Origin of the sequence: Hyphomicrobium denitrificans 1NES1 (assembly GCF_000230975.2) — a bacterium.
GTDB classification, from domain to species: domain Bacteria; phylum Pseudomonadota; class Alphaproteobacteria; order Rhizobiales; family Hyphomicrobiaceae; genus Hyphomicrobium_B; species Hyphomicrobium_B denitrificans_A.
This window is the reverse complement of sequence record NC_021172.1, coordinates 1981845-2003625: the sequence shown is the minus strand read 5'-3', so window position 1 is coordinate 2003625 and position 21781 is coordinate 1981845. Positions and strand designations below refer to the sequence as shown.

Genomic DNA, 21781 nt, shown 5'->3' with positions numbered 1-21781 from the left:
GGACCGGCGACCCCACCGGTTCCTTGAGGAGACAGCCGATGAACGAAATTACCAACATCTTTAAATCGCAGGCTCCGGTCCCGACCTTCGATCAGATCCGCATCTCGATCGCCTCGCCCGAGGACATCCTTTCCTGGTCCTACGGTGAGATCAAGAAGCCCGAGACGATCAACTACCGCACGTTCAAGCCCGAGCGCGACGGTCTCTTCTGCGCGCGCATCTTCGGACCGATCAAGGACTACGAGTGTTTGTGCGGCAAGTACAAGCGCATGAAGTACAAGGGTCTGATCTGCGAAAAGTGCGGCGTCGAGGTAACGCTTGCAAAGGTGCGCCGCGAGCGCATGGGCCACATCGAGCTTGCAGCTCCGGTCGCGCACATCTGGTTCCTGAAGTCGCTGCCGTCGCGCATCGGCTTGCTTATGGATATGGCGCTGAAGGATCTTGAGCGCGTTCTCTATTTCGAGAACTATGTCGTCATCGAGCCGGGCACGACGCCGTTCCAGGAAAAGCAACTCCTGACGGAAGAGCAGTACAACCAGGCCATCGACGAGTACGGCGCCGATACGTTCACGGCCGGCATCGGTGCGGAAGCGATCCGCGAGCTTCTGTCTGCGATGGACCTTCCGAAGATCGCAGCCGATCTTCGCCAGGAAATCGCAGAAGCGACGACGGAGCTGAAACCGAAGAAGCTCGGCAAGCGCCTGAAAGTCATCGAAGCCTTCATGGAATCGGGCAACCGCCCCGAGTGGATGATCCTGACGCAGGTTCCGGTCATTCCACCGGAATTGCGCCCGCTCGTGCCGCTCGACGGCGGCCGCTTCGCAACGTCCGACCTCAACGATCTTTATCGCCGCGTCATCAACCGCAACAATCGTCTGAAGCGGCTGATGGAACTCAGAGCGCCGGACATCATCATCCGCAACGAAAAGCGGATGCTGCAGGAAGCTGTTGACGCGCTCTTCGACAACGGCCGCCGCGGCCGCGTCATCACTGGCGCCAACAAGCGTCCGCTGAAGTCGCTGGCCGACATGCTCAAGGGCAAGCAGGGCCGCTTTCGCCAGAACCTGCTCGGCAAGCGTGTCGACTATTCGGGCCGCTCGGTCATCGTCGTCGGTCCGGAACTGAAGCTGCATCAGTGCGGCTTGCCGAAGAAGATGGCGCTCGAGTTGTTCAAGCCGTTCATCTATGCGCGGCTGCAGACGCTCGGCCAGGCGGCAACCGTGAAGCAGGCGAAAAAGCTCGTCGAAAAGGAGAAGCCGGAAGTCTGGGACGTCCTCGATGAGGTCATCCGCGAGCATCCGGTGATGCTGAACCGTGCGCCGACGCTGCACCGGCTCGGTATCCAGGCGTTCGAGCCGCAACTGATCGAAGGCAAGGCGATCCAGCTTCACCCGCTGGTCTGCGCGGCCTTCAATGCCGACTTCGACGGCGACCAGATGGCCGTGCACGTTCCGCTGTCGCTCGAAGCGCAGCTCGAAGCGCGCGTCCTGATGATGTCGACGAACAACATCCTGCATCCTGCGAACGGTCAGCCGATCATCGTGCCGTCGCAGGACATCGTCCTGGGTCTTTATTATCTGTCGATGATGCGCGACGGCGAGCCGGGCGAAGGCATGATGTTCGGCTCGATCAACGAGGTGCAGCACGCGCTCGAAGCCAAGGCCGTGTCGCTCCACGCCAAGGTCAAGGGCCGCTTCATCACGAAGGACGAGGCCGGCGAAGAGGTCGTCGAGATTCACGAGACGACGCCGGGCCGCCTCCTGCTCGCCGAGAATCTTCCGAAGATGCCGGGCGTCAAGTTCGCGCTCGTCAACCAGCTTCTGACGAAGAAGAACATCTCCGGCATGATCGACGCCGTTTACCGCAACTGCGGTCAGAAGGAGACGGTGATCTTCTGCGACCGCATCATGGCGCTCGGCTTCCATCATGCGTTCAAGGCGGGCATCTCGTTCGGCAAGGACGACATGCTGATCCCGGACACCAAGGAGAAGATCGTCGAGAAGACGAACGTCGAAGTGCGCGATTTCGAGCAGCAGTATCAGGACGGCCTGATCACCCAGCTTGAGAAATACAACAAGGTCGTCGACGCCTGGTCACGTTGCACGGACCAGATCGCGAAGGAGATGATGGATCGCATTTCGGCGGTTCAGAAGGATCCAACGACCGGCCGCGACCGGCCGATCAACTCGGTCTATATGATGAGCCATTCGGGTGCGCGCGGTTCGCCGGCGCAGATGAAGCAGCTTGCCGGTATGCGCGGCCTGATGACCAAGCCTTCGGGCGAGATCATCGAGACGCCGATCATCTCGAACTTCAAGGAAGGGCTTTCCGTTCTCGAGTACTTCAACTCGACGCACGGCGCCCGCAAGGGTCTGGCCGATACCGCCTTGAAGACGGCGAACTCCGGCTACTTGACGCGTCGTCTCGTCGACGTCGCCCAGGACGCCATCATCTCGGAAGTCGATTGCGGAACCGATGCCGGCATCAACGTGCAGGCCGTCGTCGACGCCGGTCAGGTGATCGTGTCGCTCGCGGCGCGCGTGCTTGGCCGTACGGCTGCTGAGGACATCAAGCATCCCGTTACGGGCGAGGTCCTCGTTGCCAATGGCGAGCTGATCGAGGAGCGTCACGCCGAAGCGATCGCCAAGGCGGAAATCCAGGAAGTTCGTATCCGCTCGGTTCTGACCTGCGAGACGATCAGCGGTGTCTGCGCCAAGTGCTACGGCCGCGATCTTGCGCGCGGTACGCCGGTCAACATCGGTGAAGCTGTCGGCGTCATCGCCGCGCAGTCGATCGGTGAGCCGGGCACGCAGCTCACGATGCGTACGTTCCACATCGGCGGCACGGCGAACCTCGTCGACTCGTCGTTCATCGAGTCCAACTTCAACGGCACGGTTAAGCTCAAGAACCGCGCCATCGCGAAGGATTCGAAGGGCCAGAACGTCGCGACGAGCCGCATCATGTCGGTCATCATCGTCGATCAGTCCGGCAAGGAGCTCGCGACGCACAAGATCACGTACGGCGCGCGCGTCTTCGTCGACGAGGGCGATACCGTGAAGCGCGGCACCAAGATCGCGCAGTGGGATCCCTACACCCGTCCGATCCTGTCGGAGGCAAACGGCACGGTCGACTTCGAGGACTTGATCGAAGGCGCGTCCGTCCGCGAGCAGACCGACGAGATGAAGGGCACATCGAACCGCGTCATCGTCGATTGGCGCGCGTCTCCGCGTGGCGCCGAGCTGAAGCCGGCGATCGTGATCAAGGACTCGAAGGGCAAGCCGATCAAGGTCGCGCGTGGCGGCGATGCGCGCTACCTGCTGTCGGTCGACGCCGTACTTTCGGTCGATCGCGGTACCGACGTGAAGGCGGGCGACGTGCTCGCGCGTATTCCGACGGCGTCGGCGAAATCGGGCGACATCACGGGCGGTCTGCCGCGTGTTGCGGAACTCTTCGAGGCTCGCCGTCCCAAGGATCACGCGATCCTGGCGGACATCTCGGGCACCATCGAGTTCGGCAAAGACTACAAGAACAAGCAGCGCATCACGATCAAGCCTGACGACGAGACGCAAGAGCCCGTCGAATACTTGATCCCGCGCGGCAAGAGCTTGGCCGTCCAGCACGGTGACCGCGTCGAGCGTGGCGATTTCGTCTACGACGGCAACCCGGCGCCGCACGACATCCTGGCCATCAAGGGCGTCGAGGAACTCGCGAACTATCTGATCAACGAGATCCAGGACGTCTATCGGCTGCAGGGCGTGACGATCAACGACAAGCACATCGAGGTCATCGTTCGCCAGATGCTGCAGAAGGTCGAGATCACGGATGCCGGCGAGACGGAACTGATCAAGGGCGAGCAGCTTGACCGCATCGAGTTCGATGAAGTCAACGCCGCGGCTCAGAAGGCGGGTAAGCGGGCCGCGACGGCAACGCCCGTGTTGCTCGGCATCACGAAGGCCTCGCTGCAGACGCGCTCGTTTATCTCGGCGGCGTCCTTCCAGGAGACGACGCGCGTTCTGACCGACGCCGCCGTCAACGGCAAGTCTGACACCCTCGAGGGCTTGAAAGAGAACGTCATCGTTGGGCGCCTGATCCCGGCCGGTACGGGCGGCATGCTGCGCCAGCTTCGCAAAGTTGCGACGCAGCGCGACGAGCTGATTGCGAAGGAAAAGGCGAAGTCGGCAAATCTGCCGTCGCCGGATGGAGCGACAGGCCCGGCGGCGCGCCGTCGTCGTCGCCCGCAGGAGGAAGCCGCGGAATAACCGCCGCAAGCTTCCGCCATCATGGAAATGTTCGAACGGCCGTCTCCTCCGGAGACGGCCGTTTCGCTTTTGGTGGATCGGATTGGAAGGTATCGACCGTGCCCTGGCGTGCTCAAATTTACGTTGCTCTGCCGGCTGTAAAATCTTCAGGCAGACAACCGGTCGCAGGTTTGATTTGCTTATTTCGGCGTGAACAGGCGAAAATAATTTCGTCCGGCACTGATGGCCCTGTTGACCAATATTGCCGGTGCATATATAGCTCCGCGCACTCTCACGGAAGGTGGTAGGCTGTCGGGCGCTTTCAGCGCCATTTTGGGCCTAAACGCTCCCGTTTATAAAGCAGAGCATATCGACGGGCCATGATCTGCCACCTGAAGAGGCGGCACGATCCTCTGGTTTTTTCATGCTAGGGGCGGTCTTTACGCACCTGGCAGGTTTGCTTGGCGCATTTCCATTTGGAGATGGGTCATGAGGTCAGGATTGGGCGAATGCCGACGATACAACAGTTGATCCGTAAGCCGCGCGTAAAGCCGGTCTATCGCGAGAAATCGCGCCACATGGAAGCCTGCCCGCAGAAGCGGGGCGTCTGCACGCGCGTTTACACGACGACGCCGAAGAAGCCGAACTCGGCACTCCGCAAGGTCGCCAAGATCCGGTTGACGAACGGCTATGAAGTCATCGGCTATATCCCGGGCGAGGGTCACAACCTTCAGGAACACTCCGTCGTGCTCATCCGCGGCGGCCGCGTGAAGGACTTACCGGGCGTTCGCTATCACATCGTCCGCGGCGTGCTCGACACGCAGGGCGTTGCGGCGCGCCGTCAGCGGCGTTCGAAATACGGTGCGAAGCGGCCGAAGTAAGCGGCCGATGTTTCGGGCCGGATCGTCTGGCCCATCACACACAGAATTGAAGCGAAGGGCCAGTCAGAATGTCTCGTCGTCACGCGGCGCAAAAGCGGGAAGTGATCCCGGATCCGAAGTTCAACGACCTCGTCGTCACCAAGTTCATGAACGCGGTGATGGAGGACGGTAAGAAGTCGGTTGCGGAGCGCATGGTTTATGGCGCGTTCGAAAAGATGGAGCAGAAGGGCAAGGCGAACCCGCTCGATCTGTTCAGGCAGGCGCTCGAAAACGTCATGCCGGCGGTCGAGGTTCGTTCTCGTCGCGTCGGTGGCGCCACGTACCAGGTGCCGGTCGAAGTGCGTAACGAGCGCCGTCAGGCTCTTGCGATCCGCTGGCTGATCGCCGCCGCCCGTTCGCGCAACGAGTCGACGCTGATCGACAAACTTTCGGGCGAATTGCTCGACGCCGCGAACAATCGCGGCACTGCAGTCAAGAAGCGGGAAGATACGCACAAGATGGCGGAAGCCAATCGCGCCTTCTCGCACTACCGCTGGTAGGACAGACCTTAGGATTTTCGAGGCACCCAATGGCCCGACAGTACCCGATCGAGGATTACCGCAACTTCGGCATCATGGCTCACATCGATGCTGGAAAAACCACGACGACCGAGCGGATCCTCTATTACACCGGCAAGTCCTATAAGATCGGCGAAGTCCATGACGGCGCCGCCACGATGGACTTTATGGATCAGGAAGCCGAGCGCGGCATCACGATCACGTCGGCCGCGACGACCTGTTTCTGGACCGGCCGCGATGGCAAGAAGCGCCGCCTGAACATCATCGACACCCCAGGTCACGTCGACTTCACGATCGAAGTCGAGCGGTCGCTGCGCGTGCTCGACGGCGCGGTCTGCGTCCTCGACTCGAACCAGGGCGTCGAGCCGCAGACGGAAACCGTCTGGCGTCAGGGCGACAAATACAACGTTCCACGCATCATCTTCGCCAACAAGATGGATAAGACCGGCGCTGACTTCTACATGTGCGTCGAAGACATCAAGACGAAGCTCGGCGCGCGACCGGTGCCGTTGCAGATTCCGATTGGCGCGGAATCGAATTTCCAAGGCGTCGTCGATCTCATCAAGATGAAATCCTACATCTGGGATGGCGACGGCAAGGACGCCAAGATGGTCGAGGGCGAGATCCCCGCCGACCTCGTCGATAAAGCCAATGAATTCCGCGCCGCGATGATCGAGGCCGCGGTCGAGATGGACGACACGGCGCTCGAGGCGTTCCTTGAAGGTAAGGAACCCGACGCCGACACGCTGCGCAAGCTGATCCGCAAGGCGACTGTCAAAGGCGCCTTCTATCCGATGTTCTGCGGCTCCGCCTTCAAGAACAAGGGTGTGCAGCCGCTGCTCGATGCCGTCGTCGATTTTCTGCCTGCGCCGGTCGATCGCGAAGCCTATAAGGGCATCGATCCGAAGACGGGCGATGAGCTGCTGCGGAAGCCGTCCGACAGTGAGCCGCTGTCGATGATCGCGTTCAAGATCATGAGCTTCGAGCATGTCGGCTCGATCACGTTCTGCCGCATCTATTCGGGCAAACTCGAGCAGGGTATGGCGCTGGCGAATACCTCGCGCGACAAGAAAGAGCGCGCCGGCCGCATGTATTTGATGCACGCCGCCGACCGCGAGGAAATCAAGGAAGCCTTTGCCGGCGACATCGTCGCTCTGCAGGGTTTGAAAGATACACGCACCGGCGAGACGCTTTGCGATCCGGCGAAGCCTGTCATTCTTGAAAAGATGGAGTTCCCCGAACCCGTCATCGAGATGAAGATCGAGCCGAAGACGAAGGCTGATCAGGAAAAAATGGCGATCGCGCTCAATACGCTGTCGCTCGAAGACCCCTCGTTCCGCGTGTCGGTTCATCCCGAGTCCGGCGAGACGATCCTCAAGGGCATGGGCGAGCTCCATCTCGACATCAAGGTCGATATTCTGAAGCGTACGTACGGCGTTGAAGCAATGACGGGCGCGCCGCAGGTTGCTTACCGCGAAACGCTCGCGCGTCCGACCGAGATCGACTACACGCACAAGAAGCAGACGGGCGGTACGGGTCAGTTCGCGCGCGTCAAGCTGAAGCTCGAGCCGAATGAAGTCGGCAAAGGCAATGAGTTCTCGACCTCGATCGTCGGCGGTTCGATCCCGAAGGAATACATCCCGGGCGTCGAAAAGGGCGTCAAGTCCGTCTGGGACAATGGTATCCTGATCGGCTTCCCGATGGTCGACATGAAAGTCAATCTGTTCGACGGCGCCTTCCACGAGGTGGACTCGTCCGCGATCGCCTTCGAAATCGCGACGCGTGCGGCCATGAAGGAAGGTTGCGAAAAGGCGGGCGTCAAGATCCTTGAGCCCGTCATGGACGTCGAGGTCGTGTCGCCGGGCGAGTTCGTCGGCGGCATCATCGGCGACATCAACTCGCGGCGCGGCCAGATCCGCACGCAGGAGATGCGCGGCAACGCGACGGTGATCCGTGCGTATGTCCCGCTGGCGAACATGTTCGGTTACATCAACACGCTGCGCTCGATGTCGACCGGTCGTGCGCAGTACACGATGCAGTTTGCACATTACGCGGACGTTCCGCGTAACGTCGCCGACGAAGTCAAAGCGAAGTACGCCTGAGGAAGTTTGGAGAGATCTCCGGTGAAAGCCGGGGCCGAGTAAGGAAGACTGAGGAGAGCCAACGATGGCCAAAGCAAAATTCGAGCGGAGCAAGCCGCACTGCAACGTCGGTACGATCGGACACGTCGACCATGGCAAGACGACGCTGACGGCGGCATTGACCAAGGTTTCGGCTGACCGCGGCTGGACCTCGCAGGCAATCAACTACGACGAAGTTGCCAAGGCTTCCGAATCTCAGGGCCGCCGCGACCCGACGAAGATTCTGACGATCGCCACCTCGCACGTCGAGTACGCGACGCCGAATCGTCACTATGCCCACGTCGACTGCCCCGGCCACGCCGACTACGTGAAGAACATGATCACGGGCGCTGCGCAGATGGACGGCGCCATTCTCGTCGTCTCCGCTGTCGACGGCCCGATGCCGCAGACGCGCGAGCACATTCTTCTCGCCCGCCAGGTCGGCGTGCCGAAGATCGTCGTCTTCCTGAACAAATGCGACATCGTCGAAGACCAGGAACTTCTCGATCTCGTCGAAATGGAAGTGCGCGAGCTTCTCTCGAAGTACAACTTCCCGGGCGACGACACGCCTGTCATCCGCGGCGCCGCCGTCAAGGCGCTCAACGGTGAGAAGGGTCCGCTCGCCGACGAAGCGATCATCAAACTCTACGAGGCGATGGACAGCTTCATCCCGATCCCCGAGCGTCCGAAGGATCAGCCGTTCCTGATGCCGATCGAAGACGTCTTCTCGATCTCGGGCCGTGGTACCGTCGTCACCGGCCGTATCGAGCGCGGCACGATCAAGGTCGGCGAGGAAGTCGAGATCGTCGGCATCCGCGACACGCAGAAGTCGGTCGTCACGGGCGTCGAAATGTTCCGCAAGCTGCTCGACTCGGGCGAGGCTGGTGACAACGTCGGCTGCCTGCTGCGCGGCATCGACAAGGATTCGGTCGAGCGTGGTCAGGTTCTCTGCAAGCCGGGCACCGTCAAGCCGCACAAGAAGTTCACGGCTGAGGCCTACATCCTGAACAAGGAAGAGGGTGGCCGTCACACGCCGTTCTTCACGAACTATCGTCCGCAGTTCTATTTCCGCACGACCGACGTGACGGGCACCGTCAAGCTCGCCGAAGGCACGGAAATGGTTATGCCGGGCGACAACGTCTCGGTCACCGTCGAGCTCGTCTCGCCGATCGCCATGGAAGAGAAGGTGCGCTTCGCAATTCGCGAAGGCGGCCGCACCGTCGGCGCCGGCGTCGTCACGAAAATTATCGAGTAGGGGGTTTTCCTTCTCCTCGCCGTAACCGCGGCGGGGAGGGGGAGAGTGGAGCAAAGCAATGCACGGCCAAAACATCCGCATCCGGCTCAAGGCGTTCGATCATCGTATTCTCGATGCATCGACCCGTGAGATCGTGAATACGGCTAAACGCACCGGTGCTGAGGTTCGTGGTCCGATTCCGCTACCGACCCGCATCGAACGTTTTACGGTCAACCGTTCGCCGCACATCGATAAGAAGAGTCGCGAGCAGTTCGAAATGCGGACGCACAAACGGCTTCTCGACATCGTCGATCCGACACCGCAGACGGTTGATGCATTGATGAAGCTTGATCTTGCCGCCGGCGTGGACGTCGAGATCAAACTTTAAACCAAGGTTTTAAGGGCCCTCTGGCGGTAACGCGAATGGCCCCAACGATAGGAAGGAATGCACATGCGTTCCGGGGTGATTGCACAGAAGGTGGGTATGACCCGCATCTTTACAGATGCCGGCGAGCATGTCCCCGTGACCGTGCTGAGATTGGAGAACCTGCAGGTTCTCTCCCATCGCACGGTGGAAAAGAACGGCTACACCGCCATTCAGGTCGGCGGCGGTACGCGGAAGCCCTCGCGGTTGACGAAGGCGGATCGCGGCACGTTCGCGAAGGCCGAAGTCGAGCCGAAGCGCAAGATCGCAGAGTTTCGTGTCAGTCCTGAGAACCTGATCGAAGTCGGCGCCGAAATCACGGCCGATCATTTTGTTCCAGGCCAGTTCGTCGACGTCACGGGTACGACGCAGGGTAAGGGTTTCCAGGGCGCCATGAAGCGCTGGAACTTCGGCGGCCTTCGCGCCACGCACGGCGTTTCGGTCACGCACCGCGCGCACGGTTCGACCGGTCAGCGCCAGGACCCCGGCAAGGTGTTCAAGGGCAAGAAGATGGCCGGCCACTTGGGCGACGAGCGTGTCACGACGCAGAACCTCGTCGTCGCCAAGATCGACAAGGCTCGTGGCCTTGTCATGGTGCGCGGAGCGGTTCCGGGCTCGAAGGGCGGCTGGGTCATCGTCCGCGATGCGGTGAAGAAAGCGGCTCCGGCCGACCTGCCGAAGCCGGGTGCGTTCACAGCTCGCGGCGAAGCGAAGAAGGAAGGCGCGTGATGAAAGCTGAAGTCACGAACCTCGACGCCAGCAAGGCGGGCGACATCGATCTCGCCGACGAGATCTTCGGTCTTGAGGTCAGGAACGATCTCATTCACCGCATGGTGCGCTATCAGACGCTGAAGCGTATGGCCGGCACGCATCACGCCCAGGATCGCTCTGAAGTCGCGGTCACAGGCAAGAAGATGACGAAGCAGAAGGGTACCGGCGGCGCCCGTCACGGCGACAAGTCGGCACCGCAGTTCCGCGGCGGCGGCAAGGCCTTCGGCCCGAAGCCACGTTCGCATGCGATCGAGCTGCCGAAGAAGGTTCGCGCCCTGGCGCTGCGCCACGCACTCTCTTCGAAAGCGAAAGCCGGTGAGATCGTCGTCATCGACAAGGCGACGTCGGAAGGCAAGACCGGCGCGCTGAAGGCGCAGTTTGCAAAGCTATCGCTCGACAATGCGCTGATTATCGACGGCGCGGAACTCGAGCCGACCTTCGCACGCGCAGCCCGTAATATTCCGAATATCGACGTGCTTCCGGTTCAGGGCATCAACGTCTACGACATTCTGCGTCGTAAGAAGCTGGTTCTGACCCGTGCCGCCGTCGCAGCGCTGGAGGCGCGGTTCAAATGACGACGAAACGCTCCGCTTACGACGTCATCGTTGCGCCGGTCATCACCGAAAAGGCAACGCTGGCCTCCGAAGCCAACCAGGTGATCTTCAAGGTCAAGCCTGATGCGACGAAGACTGAGATCAAGAACGCGGTCGAAGCCCTGTTCAAAGTCAAGGTCAAGGCTGTCAACACGATCGTTCGCAAAGGCAAGCTGAAAGCGTTCCGCGGCGTCAAGGCCGTGTTGAGCGATACGAAGAGGGCCGTCGTGACGCTCGAGAGCGGACATTCGATCGACGTGACGACAGGGCTCTAAGGGATAACGCATCATGGCGCTTAAGACATACAACCCGACGTCGCCCGGACGCCGCCACCTCATTCAGGTCGACAAGTCGACGCTGTGGAAGGGCAAGCCCGTCAAAGTGCTCGTCGAAGGTTTGACGAAGACGGGCGGCCGCAACAGCGACGGCCGCATCACGTCACGCCACATCGGCGGCGGCGCCAAGCGTGCCTATCGCAGGATCGACTTCCGTCGCCGCAAGTACGATGCGCCGGCGACCGTCGAGCGTCTTGAATATGATCCGAACCGGACCGCATTCATCGCGCTGATCAAGTACCAGGACGGCACGCAGGCCTACATCCTGGCGCCGCAGCGCCTCGGTGTCGGTGACACCGTCGTCTCGGGAACGAAGGTCGACGTGAAGCCCGGCAACGCGATGCCGCTGGCCTCAATGCCGATCGGCACGATCGTCCACAACGTCGAGATGAAGCCGGGCAAGGGTGGCCAGATAGCGCGCTCGGCGGGCTCGTTCGTTCAGCTTGTCGGCCGCGACTCGGGGTTTGCCGTTCTCCGCCTCAACTCGGGCGAGACACGCAAGGTCAGCGCCGAATGCATGGCGACGGTCGGTGCGGTGTCGAACCCCGATCATATGAACACCGTGGTCGGCAAGGCCGGCCGCACACGCTGGCTCGGCCGTCGTCCGACAGTTCGCTCGATTGCGATGAACCCGGTCGATCACCCGAACGGCGGTCGTACCAAGGGCGGCAAGCACTGGGCGACGCCGTGGGGCAAGCCGACCAAGGGCTTCAAGACGCGCAAGAACAAGACCACGACGAAATACATCGTACGCTCGCGCCAGACGGCGAAGAAGTAGCGGCGAACTGAAGGAGATTCGACTTTGACACGTTCAGTCTGGAAAGGCCCGTTCGTCGACGGCTACCTCCTGAAGAAGGCGGAGAAGTCGCGCGCGTCGGGGCGCAACGAGGTGATCAAGATGTGGAGCCGCCGCTCTACCATCCTGCCTCAGTTCGTCGGCCTGACCTTCGGCGTGCACAACGGGCAGAAGCACATTCCGGTCGTCGTGACGGAAGACATGATCGGCCACAAGTTCGGGGAATTCGCACCGACCCGCATTTTCCACGGGCACGGCGGCGATAAGAAAGCGGTGAGGAAATAATGGGCAAGCCTAGCCATCAGCGACGCCTCGCCGACACCGAGGCCCAGGCGGTTGCGAAGTCGCTGCGCATCTCGCCGCAAAAGCTCAACCTCGTCGCCGGTCTGATCCGCGGCAAGAAGGTCGATCAGGCGCTTGCCGAACTCGAGTTCAGCGAGAAGCGCATTGCGGGCGATGTCCGCAAGTGTGTGATGAGCGCCGTCGCGAACGCCGAGAACAACCACTCGCTCGACGTCAACGATCTGGTCGTTGCCGAAGCTTACGTCGGCAAGAACCTGGTGATGAAGCGCTTTCACGCCCGCGGCCGTGGCCGCGGCGCGCCGGTGATGAAGCCGTTCTCGCAGCTGACCGTCGTCGTCCGTCAGGTCGAAGAGGAGAAGGCCGAGAAGAAGAAAGCCGCGAAGAAGCCGACCGCCGGCAAGGCTCAGGCGAAGTCCAAGGAGACCAAGTAATATGGGTCAAAAAGTCAATCCCGTCGGCCTTCGCGTTGGCATCAACCGCACCTGGGACAGCCGCTGGTTCGCGGCCCGCGGGGAATACGGCAAGCTGCTGCACGAAGATCGCGCTATCCGCAACCACATCATGAAGGAGCAGCGCGAGGCGGGCATTTCGAAAGTCGTCATCGAGCGCCCGCACAAGAAGTGCCGCGTCACGGTTCAGACTGCGCGCCCCGGTATTCTCATCGGCAAGAAGGGCGAGAAGATCGAGCGCTTGCGCGCCGATCTCGCGAAGCTGACGAGCTCGGAAGTTCACCTGAACATCCTTGAGATCCGCAAGCCCGAGATCGACGCAACGCTGATCGCCGAAGGCATCGCCCAGCAGCTCGAGCGCCGCGTCGCTTTCCGTCGCGCCATGAAGCGCGCCGTTCAGTCGGCTCTCCGTCTCGGTGCCATCGGCATTCGTATCAACGTCGCCGGACGTCTCGGCGGCGCCGAAATTGCCCGTACCGAATGGTACCGCGAAGGCCGCGTGCCGCTGCACACGCTGCGTGCCGACATTGACTTCGGCTACGGCGTTGCCCGCACGGCCTACGGCATCATCGGCATCAAGGTCTGGGTCTTCAAGGGCGAGATCATCGAGCACGATCCGATGGCGGCCGACAAGAAACTCGCAGAGATGCAGGAAAGCGGCGCACCGCGCCCGCGTCGCGACGATGGCGATCGCCCCGACCGCGGCAATCGCCGCCCTGGCCGCGGCGGACGTGGCGGACGCGGCTCCGGATCTGGCGGCGGCGCTCCCGCAGCCTCGGATGCCGGCTCATCGACGCCGGAAGCATAAGACCCGAGAGGCACATAAATTATGCTGCAACCGAAACGGACGAAGTTCCGCAAACAGTTCAAGGGTCGCATTCACGGCGCCGCCAAGTCGGGCACGACGCTCGCTTATGGCGAGGTCGGCTTGAAGGCGATGGAGCCGGAGCGCTTGACCGCGCGCCAGATCGAAGCCGCCCGCCGCGCCATCGCTCGTCACACGAAGCGTGCCGGCCGTATGTGGCTCCGCATCTTTCCCGACGTGCCGGTGTCGAAAAAGCCCGCCGAAGTCCGCATGGGCTCCGGCAAAGGTTCGCCCGAGCTTTGGGTAGCTCGCGTGAAGCCTGGCCGCATCATTTTCGAGCTCGGCGGCCTGAACCAGCAGGTTGCCAAGGAAGCTTTGATCCTTGGCGCCGCCAAGCTTCCGATCAAAACGCGCGTCGTGACGCGTCTCGAATAGGAGTTGAGGAACAGTCATGGCCGACGATTTCAAAGGCATGTCGCTCGATCAGCTCGACGACCAGCTGGCGAAGCTCAAGAAGGAGCAGTTCAACCTGCGCTTCCAGCGGGCTTCCGGTCAGCTTGAGAACACGGCGCGCATCCGGCTTGTTCGCCGCGATATCGCACGCATCAAAACCGAGGCGAGCGCCAAGCGCGCTGGCAGCGTCAGAAAAGGCGCGTGAGGGAGACATAGATTATGCCGAAGCGCGTGTTGCAGGGTGTCGTGGTGTCCGACAAGAACGACAAGACCATCGTCGTTCAGGTTGAGCGCCGCTATACGCATCCTCTGCTGAAGAAGACGGTGCGTCGTACGAAGAAGTACCACGCGCACGATGAGAAGAATTCGTTCAAGGTTGGCGACCAGGTTTCGATTGAAGAGACCCGGCCGATCTCCAAGAACAAACGTTGGATCGCAATAACGCAGTGAGGCGTAAGCCTCGCTCTCACGCGGTTCGACACGAGAGCGCTTTTGACGCCGTTGGAGCGTTGGGAAATTTCCCAAGACCCCGCGAGCCCGAAGGCAAACGAGAATAGGGCTTCTGACGAAGCCAAAAGAGAAGGAACGACGCGATGATCCAGATGGAGAGCAATCTCGACGTCGCCGACAACTCGGGCGCGCGCCGCGTTCAGTGCATCAAGGTGCTGGGCGGCTCGAAACGCAAATACGCGACCGTCGGCGACACGATCGTCGTCTCCGTGAAGGAGGCAATCCCGAAAGGCCGCGTCAAGAAGGGCCAGGTGATGAAGGCGGTCATCGTTCGCGTCGCGAAAGGTATTCGTCGCGCCGACGGGTCGCTGATCCGCTTCGACCGCAACGCGGCCGTGCTGATCAACGCCAACGGCGAGCCGGTCGGCACCCGCATCTTCGGACCCGTCACGCGCGAGCTTCGCGCCAAGAACCACATGAAGATCGTTTCGCTCGCTCCGGAGGTCCTCTGATGTCCGCGTTTAAGATCAAGAAGGGCGATAACGTCATCGTTCTGGCGGGCCGCGACAAAGGCAAGCGCGGCGAGGTCATCGAGGTGCGCCCCAAGGAGCACCGCGCGCTCGTCCGCGGCGTCAACATGGTGCGTCGTCATCAGCGCCAGTCGGCGAGCCAGGAAGGCGGCATCATTTCGAAAGAAGGTCCTATCGATCTGTCGAATATTGCAGTCGAGGACCCGAAGGACGGCAAGCCGACGCGCGTCGGCTTCAAGGTCCTGAACGACGGCAAGAAGGTCCGCATCGCAAAGCGCTCGGGCGAGCAGATCCCGGAGAAGAACTAGGCCATGGCTGAGAAAGACAAACCAGCGAAAGCTGCAAAGCCGCAAGGCGCGGCTGCCCAGGGCGGCGCGAAGAAGGCGAAGGCTGCGAAGGCCGCACCCTCCGAGCCGCGCGCTGCCGCGGCCCCGCGTCCGAAGGATTACAAGCCTCGCCTCAAAGCGCATTACGAGAAGGTTGTGCGCGATGCGCTGAAAGAGAAATTCAGCTACGCGAACGTCATGCAGATTCCGCGCATTGAGAAGATTGTTCTCAACATGGGCGTCGGTGAAGCGGTGAACGACCGCAAGAAGGTCGACAACGCAGCAACCGACCTCGGGTTGATTGCCGGTCAGAAGCCCGTCGTAACGCGCGCTCGCAAGGCTATAGCAACGTACAAGGTGCGCGAAGGCATGGCGATCGGCGCGAAGGTGACGCTGCGCGGCGACCGCATGTATGAATTTCTTGATCGCTTCGTCACGATCGCGCTGCCGCGCGTCAAGGACTTCCGCGGTTTGAACCCGAAGAGCTTCGACGGCCGCGGCAACTACGCAACCGGCCTCAAGGAGCATCTCGTGTTCCCCGAGATCGACTACGACAAGGTCGACAATGTTTTGGGTCTCGACGTGATCATATGCACGACGGCCCGCACCGATGATGAAGCCCGCGAATTGCTCAAGGGCTTCAACTTTCCGTTCCGCAGCTAGAGGACCTCGGCAAAAAGCCGAAAGGCCTTTGGAGGAGAAGAAATGGCAAAGACCAGTTCGATCGAAAAGAATAACCGCCGGCGCAAAATGGCGCTGGCGCAGGCTCCGAAGCGCAAGCGCCTGAAAGAGCTTGCCAAGGACAAGACGAAGACGCCGGAAGAACGCTTCGCCGCAAGATTGAAGCTTGCGGAGATGCCGCGCAACGGTTCGAAAGTCCGCGTCCGCAATCGCTGTGAGATCACCGGCCGCCCGCGCGGCAACTACCGCAAGCTCAAGATGTGCCGCAACCAGCTCCGCGAGCTGGCGAGCCAGGGGCGTATCCCGGGCATGGTCAAGTCGAGCTGGTAAAAGGAACGCACGATGTCCGTGAATGATCCGTTGGGCGATATGCTGACACGCATCCGGAACGCGCAGATGCGTCGCCGGCCGAAGGTGGCGACACCTGCCTCAAGCCTTCGTGCACGCGTCCTCGACGTGCTCGCCGAAGAGGGCTACATCCGTGGTTACAGCCGCGTCGAGCTCAAGGGTGAAATACCCCAGTTCGAGATCGAGCTGAAATATTACAATGGCCAGCCTGCGATCCGCGAGATCGAGCGCATCTCGAAGCCGGGCCGCCGCGTCTATTCGCCCGTCAAAGATATCCCGACGGTCGCCAATGGTTTGGGCGTTGCGATTCTGTCGACGCCGAAGGGCGTGATGTCGGACTCGAAGGCGCGCGAAGCGAACGTCGGCGGCGAAGTCATCTGCAGCATCTTCTAAGGCTATGGCCGGCATGCCGGCCGAACGAAACAAGGTTTTGAGAAGTCATGTCGCGCATCGGTAAAAAGCCCGTCCCCGTCCCGTCCAATGTGACGGCGACGATCAGCGGCCAGACGGTGAAAATGAAAGGCCCGAAGGGCGAGCTCGCCTTCACGGTCCCTGACGCCTTGAAGGTGCAGCGTACGGACGAGGGGATCGACATTTCGCTCCTCGAGGACACCAAGCTCGCACGTTCGAAGTGGGGTATGTCGCGCACGCAGGTCGCGAACCTCATCAAGGGTGTCACCGAGGGTTATCATCAGGATCTTGAAATCCACGGCGTTGGTTTCAAGGCTTCGATGAAGGGCAAGGACACGCTGACCTTGTCGGTCGGCTACAGCCACGACGTCGTGCTGAAGATCCCAGCAGGCGTCGAAGTCAAGGTCGGCGGCGCCAAGCAGGAGCTTGTGTCGGTATCCGGCATCGACAAGCAGGCCGTGGGCGAGATCGCATCCGTGATCCGCGCTTCCCGGAAGCCTGAGCCCTATCAAGGCAAGGGCGTGCGCTATAAGGGCGAATATATCTTCCGCAAGGAAGGCAAGAAGAAGTAGGAACGGCAGCGATGGCAAACACCAACGACAAATTCAAGAACCGCCAGGCGCGCGTTCGCCGTTCTTTGAGGAAGAGCGCGAACGGCCGTCCCCGGCTTTCAGTTCACCGCTCGTCGGCGAACATCTATGCACAGGTGATCGACGACGCGAAGGGCGTGACACTCGCCGCGGCCTCGACGCTCGAAAAAGACATCAAGGGCTCGGTCAAGACCGGCGCCGACAAAGCTGCGGCTGCAGCCGTCGGCAAGCTCGTCGCCGAGCGCGCAATCAAGGCTGGCGTCAGCGAGGTCGTATTCGATCGCGGCGGCTTTCTCTTTCATGGGCGCGTGAAAGCGCTCGCCGATGCCGCCCGCGAAGGCGGATTGAAGTTCTAAGGACCCGAGAGGACACACATCGTGGCACGTGGACCCCAGAGAGACCGTGGCAGAGACCGCGAGGAACGCGACAGCGAGTTCACCGATAAGCTGGTGCACATCAATCGCGTCGCCAAGGTCGTCAAGGGCGGCAAGCGGTTCGGCTTCGCCGCGCTCGTCGTCGTGGGCGATCTGAAGGGCCGCGTCGGTTTTGGCCATGGCAAGGCGCGCGAAGTGCCTGAAGCCATCCGCAAAGCGACGGAAGGCGCGAAACGCAACCTTCTCCGCGTACCGCTGCGCGACGCCCGCACGCTGCATCACGACAGCGTCGGCCGCCACGGCTCGGGCAAGGTCGTGCTCCGCGCAGCGCCTGCTGGTACCGGCATCATCGCGGGCGGTGCCATGCGCGCCGTCTTCGAGATGGTTGGCGTGCATGACGTGGTCGCCAAGTCGATGGGCTCGACGAACCCCTATAACGTCATCCGCGCGACCTTCGACGCACTGAAGGCGCAGGAGAACCCGCGCGCGGTTGCGGCCCGCCGCAACAAGAAGGTTTCCGACATCGTGTCGCGTCGCCGTGACGGCTCGGCTGCTGCCGACGCTGGCGCCGGCGCCGACGCCTAAGAGAAATGCGGAGTGGCCGAAGCGCCGCTTCACAAATGGACTTGAGGTAACGATATGGCGGCTAAGAAGACGATCACATTGGAGCAGGTTCGCAGCCCGAACCGTCGCCCCGAGCGGCAGGCCGAGACGCTGATTGGTCTCGGACTCAATAAGCTTGGCCGCACATCGACGCTCGAAGATACGCCGGCCGTGCGCGGCATGCTGAAAAAGGTTCAGCATCTCGTGCAGGTCGTAGAAGGGAAATAACGACTATGCGGCTCAACGGCATCAAAGATAACCCCGGCGCCAAGAAGACGCGCGTTCGCATCGGCCGCGGTATCGGCTCGGGACTCGGCAAGATGGGTGGCCGCGGCGGCAAGGGCCAGACGGCCCGCACCGGCGTCGCGATCGGCGGCTTCGAAGGCGGTCAGATGCCGCTTCATCGCCGTCTGCCGAAGCGCGGCTTCAACAAGTGGCGTCCGCAGGATTTCAACGAGATCAATGTCGGCACGCTGCAGCAGGCAATCGATGATAAGCGTCTCGACGGCTCGAAGCCGCTCGATCTGGCAGCTTTGATTGCAGCGGGTATCGTGCGCCGCCCCAAGGACGGTGTGCGCCTGCTCGGCGACGGCGAAATCAAGGCGAAGATCTCGATTACTGTCAATCACGCAACTCAAAAGGCCAAGGCCGCGGTCGAAAAGGCAGGCGGCAGCATCAGCGTCATCGAACGCAAGGTGATCGCGGCCGACGAAGAGAAGCGCAAGAAATCGGCGGCCAAAAAAGCAGCTTCGGGCAAGAAGCCAGCCGCGAAGACCGAGGAATAACGGCAGCGCGGGAGACGGCAGCGCTTCGTCCCCCCGCGCGTCTCGTGTCCGGACCGAGTTCGCGCATGAAAGCGCGGATTGGGTCCAGGCCGACGTGTTGCTTCTAGGGGCGCCACGGCGGCGGTTAGGAGAAGACAGCAATGGTTTCCGCTGCCGAGCAGCTAGCTTCGAATCTGAATTTTAGCGCTTTCGCGAAGGCGGAGGATCTGAAGCGGCGCCTCTGGTTCACCCTGGGCGCCCTCGTCGTCTATCGTCTCGGTACCTTCATTCCCATGCCGGGCATCAATCCGGCGGCCTTCGCCGAGACGTTCAAGTCGCAGGCCGGTGGCATCCTCGGAATGTTCAACATGTTCTCCGGTGGTGCGCTGGAGCGTCTGGCGATCTTTGCCCTCAACATCATGCCGTACATCTCGGCGTCGATCATCATGCAGTTGATGACGTCGATCTCGCCGAAGCTCGAAGCCTTAAAAAAGGAAGGCGAGGCGGGCCGCAAGCAGATCAACCAATACACACGCTACCTGACGGTCATTCTCGCTGCATTGCAGGCTTACGGCATCGCCGTCGGTCTTGAGGGATCGCACAACACGGCCGGCGCCGTCGTCATGAATCCCGGCATCTTTTTCCGCGCCACGACCGTCATCACGCTGGTTGGCGGTACCGTGTTTCTGATGTGGCTCGGCGAGCAGGTGACGCAGCGCGGGGTTGGTAATGGCACGTCGCTGATCATTTTCGCTGGCATCATCGCGGGACTTCCCGGCGCGATCGTGCAGCTTTTCGAACTGTCGCGCACCGGCTCGATCTCGCCGGGCATCCTGGTTTTCTTCATCGCGCTGGCGCTGGCCGTGGTTGCCGCGATCGTGTTCTGCGAACAGGCTCAAAGGCGTCTGCTTGTGCAGTATCCGAAGCGCCAGGTCGGCAACAAGATGTTTCAGGGCGAAGCGTCCCATCTGCCGCTTAAGCTCAACCCCTCGGGCGTTATTCCGCCGATCTTCGCATCGTCCCTACTTCTGCTGCCGATTACGGTCGCGCAGTTTACGGCAGGGCAGGGACCGGAATGGCTGAATACCGCCGTCGCGATGCTCGGAAGCGGTCAGCCGCTGCACTTGGCTATTTACGCGGCGATGATCATCTTCTTCACGTTCTTCTACACCGCCGTCGTCATCAACCCGAAAGAAACGGCCGACAACCTTAGGAAGTACGGTGGCTTCTTGCCCGGGATTCGCCCCGGCGATAAGACCGCGGAATACATCGACTATGTGATGACCCGCATTACCGTCGTCGGCGCGCTTTATCTGGCGGCAGTCTGCGTCCTGCCTGAAATTCTGACCTCCTATGCTGGCATTCCGCTCTACTTCGGCGGCACCTCGCTGCTGATCGCCGTCAGCGTGACAATGGATACCGTTTCGCAGATTCAAGGCCATCTTATTGCCCAGCAGTACGAAGGCCTGATCAAGAAGGCCAAGCTTCGCGGGACGCGCCGATGATCTTGATGCTGCTTGGTCCGCCAGGAGCGGGCAAGGGAACCCAGTCTCAGCTCATTTCCGAGAAGCTCGGAATTCCTCAGCTCTCGACCGGCGATATGCTGCGCGCGGCGGTCAAGGCGGAGACGCCGATCGGTCTCAAGGCGAAAAAAATCATGGCCGAGGGCGGCCTCGTCGACGACGAGATCGTTATCGGCATCATCGCCGATCGGATTTCCGAACCCGACTGCACCAAGGGGTTCATCCTGGACGGCTTCCCGCGGACATTGGCTCAGGCTGACGCCCTCGATAAGCTTCTGAAGTCTAAGGGCCGCAAGATCGATTGCGTTGTCGAGCTCAAGGTGGACGATACCAAGCTGGTCGACCGCATCGAATGCCGCGCCCGCGAAACTATCGCGGCTGGCGGTACGGTCCGCGCCGACGACAACGCCGAAGCGCTGAAGACGCGGCTGATGGCCTACTATCGCGAGACGGCGCCGATCATCGGTTATTATTTTGCTCACGGACTGCTGAAATCGGTCGATGGCATGGCGCCGATCCCCGAGGTCAGCCGGCAAATCGATGAAATTCTAAGCGAATTTCAGGTGGCTTAAGGTAAAAAGCGCGCATTGACGGAAGGGAGCGACCGAGCTAAAACAGCCCACTTTTCTTTTAGGGCTCAACTTGATCCGGACCTGGGCGTTAGCTCCGGTGTCGCGATCGTTGCGCCTATTGGCTTTTGAGGATTGGCAAGGGCGCAGCAAAGCGTCCCGGTAGCTTCAGAAATCGAAATTCGACCAGAGCAAGTTCGACTTAGACGAAACGGAACGACGAGATAAAGGCAGGAGACTGAAGTGGCCCGCATCGCAGGCGTCAACATTCCAACTGGCAAGCGCGTCGAGATCGCGCTGCGCTACATCCACGGCATTGGCCCCAAATTCTCGAAAGAGATTTGCCAGAAGTGCAACATCCCGGCCGAGCGCCGCGTCAACCAGTTGACGGACGCCGAGGTTCTGCAAATCCGCGAGACGATCGACCGCGATTATACGGTTGAAGGTGATCTTCGCCGTGAGGTCCAGACGAATATCAAGCGTCTGATGGACCTTGGTTGCTATCGCGGCCTGCGCCATCGCAAGGGCCTTCCGGTCCGCGGCCAGCGCACGCACACGAACGCCCGCACCCGCAAGGGCAAGGCCGTTCCGATCGCCGGCAAGAAGAAGGCGACGAAGTAGTTCGGCGCGTTATCGCATTCGCACCTCCGTCG

Annotated in this window: 29 protein-coding genes; all 29 read left to right on the top strand. The window is 61.2% G+C overall.

What is annotated here, in order from left to right:
* Window positions 1-38: 38 nt before the first annotated feature.
* The 29 genes from rpoC (at window position 39) to rpsM (ending at window position 21749) form a co-directional block, all read left to right on the top strand.
* Window positions 39-4259: a DNA-directed RNA polymerase subunit beta' gene (rpoC, locus tag HYPDE_RS09595; protein WP_015598238.1), complete on the top strand. Its 4221-nt coding sequence runs from the start codon at window positions 39-41 to the stop codon at window positions 4257-4259.
* Between the two features lie 488 nt (window positions 4260-4747).
* Window positions 4748-5119, top strand: coding sequence for a 30S ribosomal protein S12 (rpsL, locus tag HYPDE_RS09590; RefSeq protein WP_015598237.1), 372 nt, complete (start codon window positions 4748-4750; stop codon window positions 5117-5119).
* Window positions 5120-5187: 68 nt separating this feature from the next.
* Window positions 5188-5658, top strand: coding sequence for a 30S ribosomal protein S7 (gene rpsG / locus HYPDE_RS09585; RefSeq protein ID WP_015598236.1), 471 nt, complete (start codon window positions 5188-5190; stop codon window positions 5656-5658).
* Window positions 5659-5687: 29 nt separating this feature from the next.
* Window positions 5688-7778, top strand: coding sequence for an elongation factor G (gene fusA, locus HYPDE_RS09580; protein WP_015598235.1), 2091 nt, complete (start codon window positions 5688-5690; stop codon window positions 7776-7778).
* Window positions 7779-7842: 64 nt separating this feature from the next.
* Complete coding sequence (tuf, locus tag HYPDE_RS09575) at window positions 7843-9051, top strand: elongation factor Tu (protein ID WP_015598234.1); 1209 nt, start codon at window positions 7843-7845, stop codon at window positions 9049-9051.
* 58 nt (window positions 9052-9109) lie between these two features.
* Entirely contained in the window at window positions 9110-9418 is a 309-nt protein-coding gene (gene rpsJ, locus HYPDE_RS09570) for a 30S ribosomal protein S10 (protein WP_013215045.1), read from the top strand.
* 63 nt (window positions 9419-9481) lie between these two features.
* Window positions 9482-10183: a 50S ribosomal protein L3 gene (gene rplC, locus HYPDE_RS09565; protein ID WP_015598233.1), complete on the top strand. Its 702-nt coding sequence runs from the start codon at window positions 9482-9484 to the stop codon at window positions 10181-10183.
* Window positions 10183-10800, top strand: coding sequence for a 50S ribosomal protein L4 (rplD, locus tag HYPDE_RS09560; protein ID WP_015598232.1), 618 nt, complete (start codon window positions 10183-10185; stop codon window positions 10798-10800). Before rplC ends, rplD begins: the two co-directional genes overlap by 1 nt.
* Window positions 10797-11093: a 50S ribosomal protein L23 gene (locus HYPDE_RS09555; RefSeq protein WP_015598231.1), complete on the top strand. Its 297-nt coding sequence runs from the start codon at window positions 10797-10799 to the stop codon at window positions 11091-11093. Before rplD ends, HYPDE_RS09555 begins: the two co-directional genes overlap by 4 nt.
* A 13-nt stretch (window positions 11094-11106) precedes the next feature.
* Entirely contained in the window at window positions 11107-11931 is an 825-nt protein-coding gene (rplB, locus tag HYPDE_RS09550; RefSeq protein ID WP_015598230.1) for a 50S ribosomal protein L2, read from the top strand.
* 24 nt (window positions 11932-11955) lie between these two features.
* Window positions 11956-12234 (top strand): 30S ribosomal protein S19, encoded by a 279-nt coding sequence (gene rpsS, locus HYPDE_RS09545; protein WP_015598229.1) that lies wholly within the window; start codon window positions 11956-11958, stop codon window positions 12232-12234.
* The gene (rplV, locus tag HYPDE_RS09540; protein ID WP_015598228.1) at window positions 12234-12683 is read left to right on the top strand and encodes a 50S ribosomal protein L22; all 450 of its coding nucleotides are present in this window, start codon (window positions 12234-12236) and stop codon (window positions 12681-12683) included. Before rpsS ends, rplV begins: the two co-directional genes overlap by 1 nt.
* Before the next feature lies 1 nt (window position 12684).
* On the top strand, window positions 12685-13509 hold the full coding sequence (gene rpsC, locus HYPDE_RS09535) for a 30S ribosomal protein S3 (RefSeq protein WP_015598227.1): 825 nt from the start codon (window positions 12685-12687) through the stop codon (window positions 13507-13509).
* Between the two features lie 21 nt (window positions 13510-13530).
* Complete coding sequence (gene rplP, locus HYPDE_RS09530; RefSeq protein WP_013215053.1) at window positions 13531-13941, top strand: 50S ribosomal protein L16; 411 nt, start codon at window positions 13531-13533, stop codon at window positions 13939-13941.
* Window positions 13942-13957: 16 nt separating this feature from the next.
* The gene (gene rpmC, locus HYPDE_RS09525; RefSeq protein ID WP_015598226.1) at window positions 13958-14164 is read left to right on the top strand and encodes a 50S ribosomal protein L29; all 207 of its coding nucleotides are present in this window, start codon (window positions 13958-13960) and stop codon (window positions 14162-14164) included.
* Window positions 14165-14178: 14 nt separating this feature from the next.
* On the top strand, window positions 14179-14409 hold the full coding sequence (rpsQ, locus tag HYPDE_RS09520; RefSeq protein ID WP_015598225.1) for a 30S ribosomal protein S17: 231 nt from the start codon (window positions 14179-14181) through the stop codon (window positions 14407-14409).
* Between the two features lie 143 nt (window positions 14410-14552).
* Entirely contained in the window at window positions 14553-14921 is a 369-nt protein-coding gene (rplN, locus tag HYPDE_RS09515) for a 50S ribosomal protein L14 (RefSeq protein ID WP_013215056.1), read from the top strand.
* On the top strand, window positions 14921-15247 hold the full coding sequence (rplX, locus tag HYPDE_RS09510) for a 50S ribosomal protein L24 (RefSeq protein WP_015598224.1): 327 nt from the start codon (window positions 14921-14923) through the stop codon (window positions 15245-15247). The genes rplN and rplX overlap by 1 nt, the downstream gene beginning before the upstream one ends.
* Window positions 15248-15250: 3 nt before the next feature.
* Window positions 15251-15928, top strand: coding sequence for a 50S ribosomal protein L5 (gene rplE / locus HYPDE_RS09505; protein ID WP_015598223.1), 678 nt, complete (start codon window positions 15251-15253; stop codon window positions 15926-15928).
* A gap of 42 nt (window positions 15929-15970) precedes the next feature.
* Window positions 15971-16276: a 30S ribosomal protein S14 gene (gene rpsN, locus HYPDE_RS09500; RefSeq protein ID WP_015598222.1), complete on the top strand. Its 306-nt coding sequence runs from the start codon at window positions 15971-15973 to the stop codon at window positions 16274-16276.
* Window positions 16277-16288: 12 nt separating this feature from the next.
* A complete protein-coding gene (gene rpsH, locus HYPDE_RS09495) occupies window positions 16289-16687 on the top strand; it encodes a 30S ribosomal protein S8 (protein WP_015598221.1) in 399 nt (132 codons plus the stop codon).
* 47 nt (window positions 16688-16734) lie between these two features.
* Entirely contained in the window at window positions 16735-17277 is a 543-nt protein-coding gene (rplF, locus tag HYPDE_RS09490; protein WP_015598220.1) for a 50S ribosomal protein L6, read from the top strand.
* 11 nt (window positions 17278-17288) lie between these two features.
* Window positions 17289-17651 carry a 50S ribosomal protein L18 gene (rplR, locus tag HYPDE_RS09485; protein ID WP_015598219.1) on the top strand — a complete coding sequence of 121 codons (363 nt, stop codon included), beginning with the start codon at window positions 17289-17291 and terminating at the stop codon, window positions 17649-17651.
* A gap of 21 nt (window positions 17652-17672) precedes the next feature.
* On the top strand, window positions 17673-18254 hold the full coding sequence (gene rpsE / locus HYPDE_RS09480) for a 30S ribosomal protein S5 (protein ID WP_015598218.1): 582 nt from the start codon (window positions 17673-17675) through the stop codon (window positions 18252-18254).
* A 54-nt stretch (window positions 18255-18308) separates the two neighbouring features.
* A complete protein-coding gene (gene rpmD / locus HYPDE_RS09475; RefSeq protein WP_015598217.1) occupies window positions 18309-18500 on the top strand; it encodes a 50S ribosomal protein L30 in 192 nt (63 codons plus the stop codon).
* Between the two features lie 5 nt (window positions 18501-18505).
* Window positions 18506-19057 (top strand): 50S ribosomal protein L15, encoded by a 552-nt coding sequence (gene rplO, locus HYPDE_RS09470; RefSeq protein WP_015598216.1) that lies wholly within the window; start codon window positions 18506-18508, stop codon window positions 19055-19057.
* Window positions 19058-19197: 140 nt separating this feature from the next.
* Window positions 19198-20541 (top strand): preprotein translocase subunit SecY, encoded by a 1344-nt coding sequence (gene secY / locus HYPDE_RS09465; RefSeq protein WP_015598215.1) that lies wholly within the window; start codon window positions 19198-19200, stop codon window positions 20539-20541.
* Window positions 20538-21131 (top strand): adenylate kinase, encoded by a 594-nt coding sequence (locus HYPDE_RS09460; RefSeq protein ID WP_015598214.1) that lies wholly within the window; start codon window positions 20538-20540, stop codon window positions 21129-21131. Before secY ends, HYPDE_RS09460 begins: the two co-directional genes overlap by 4 nt.
* Window positions 21132-21371: 240 nt before the next feature.
* Window positions 21372-21749, top strand: a complete 378-nt coding sequence (rpsM, locus tag HYPDE_RS09455; RefSeq protein WP_015598213.1) for a 30S ribosomal protein S13 — start codon at window positions 21372-21374, stop codon at window positions 21747-21749.
* The last annotated feature ends 32 nt before the right edge of the window (window positions 21750-21781 follow it).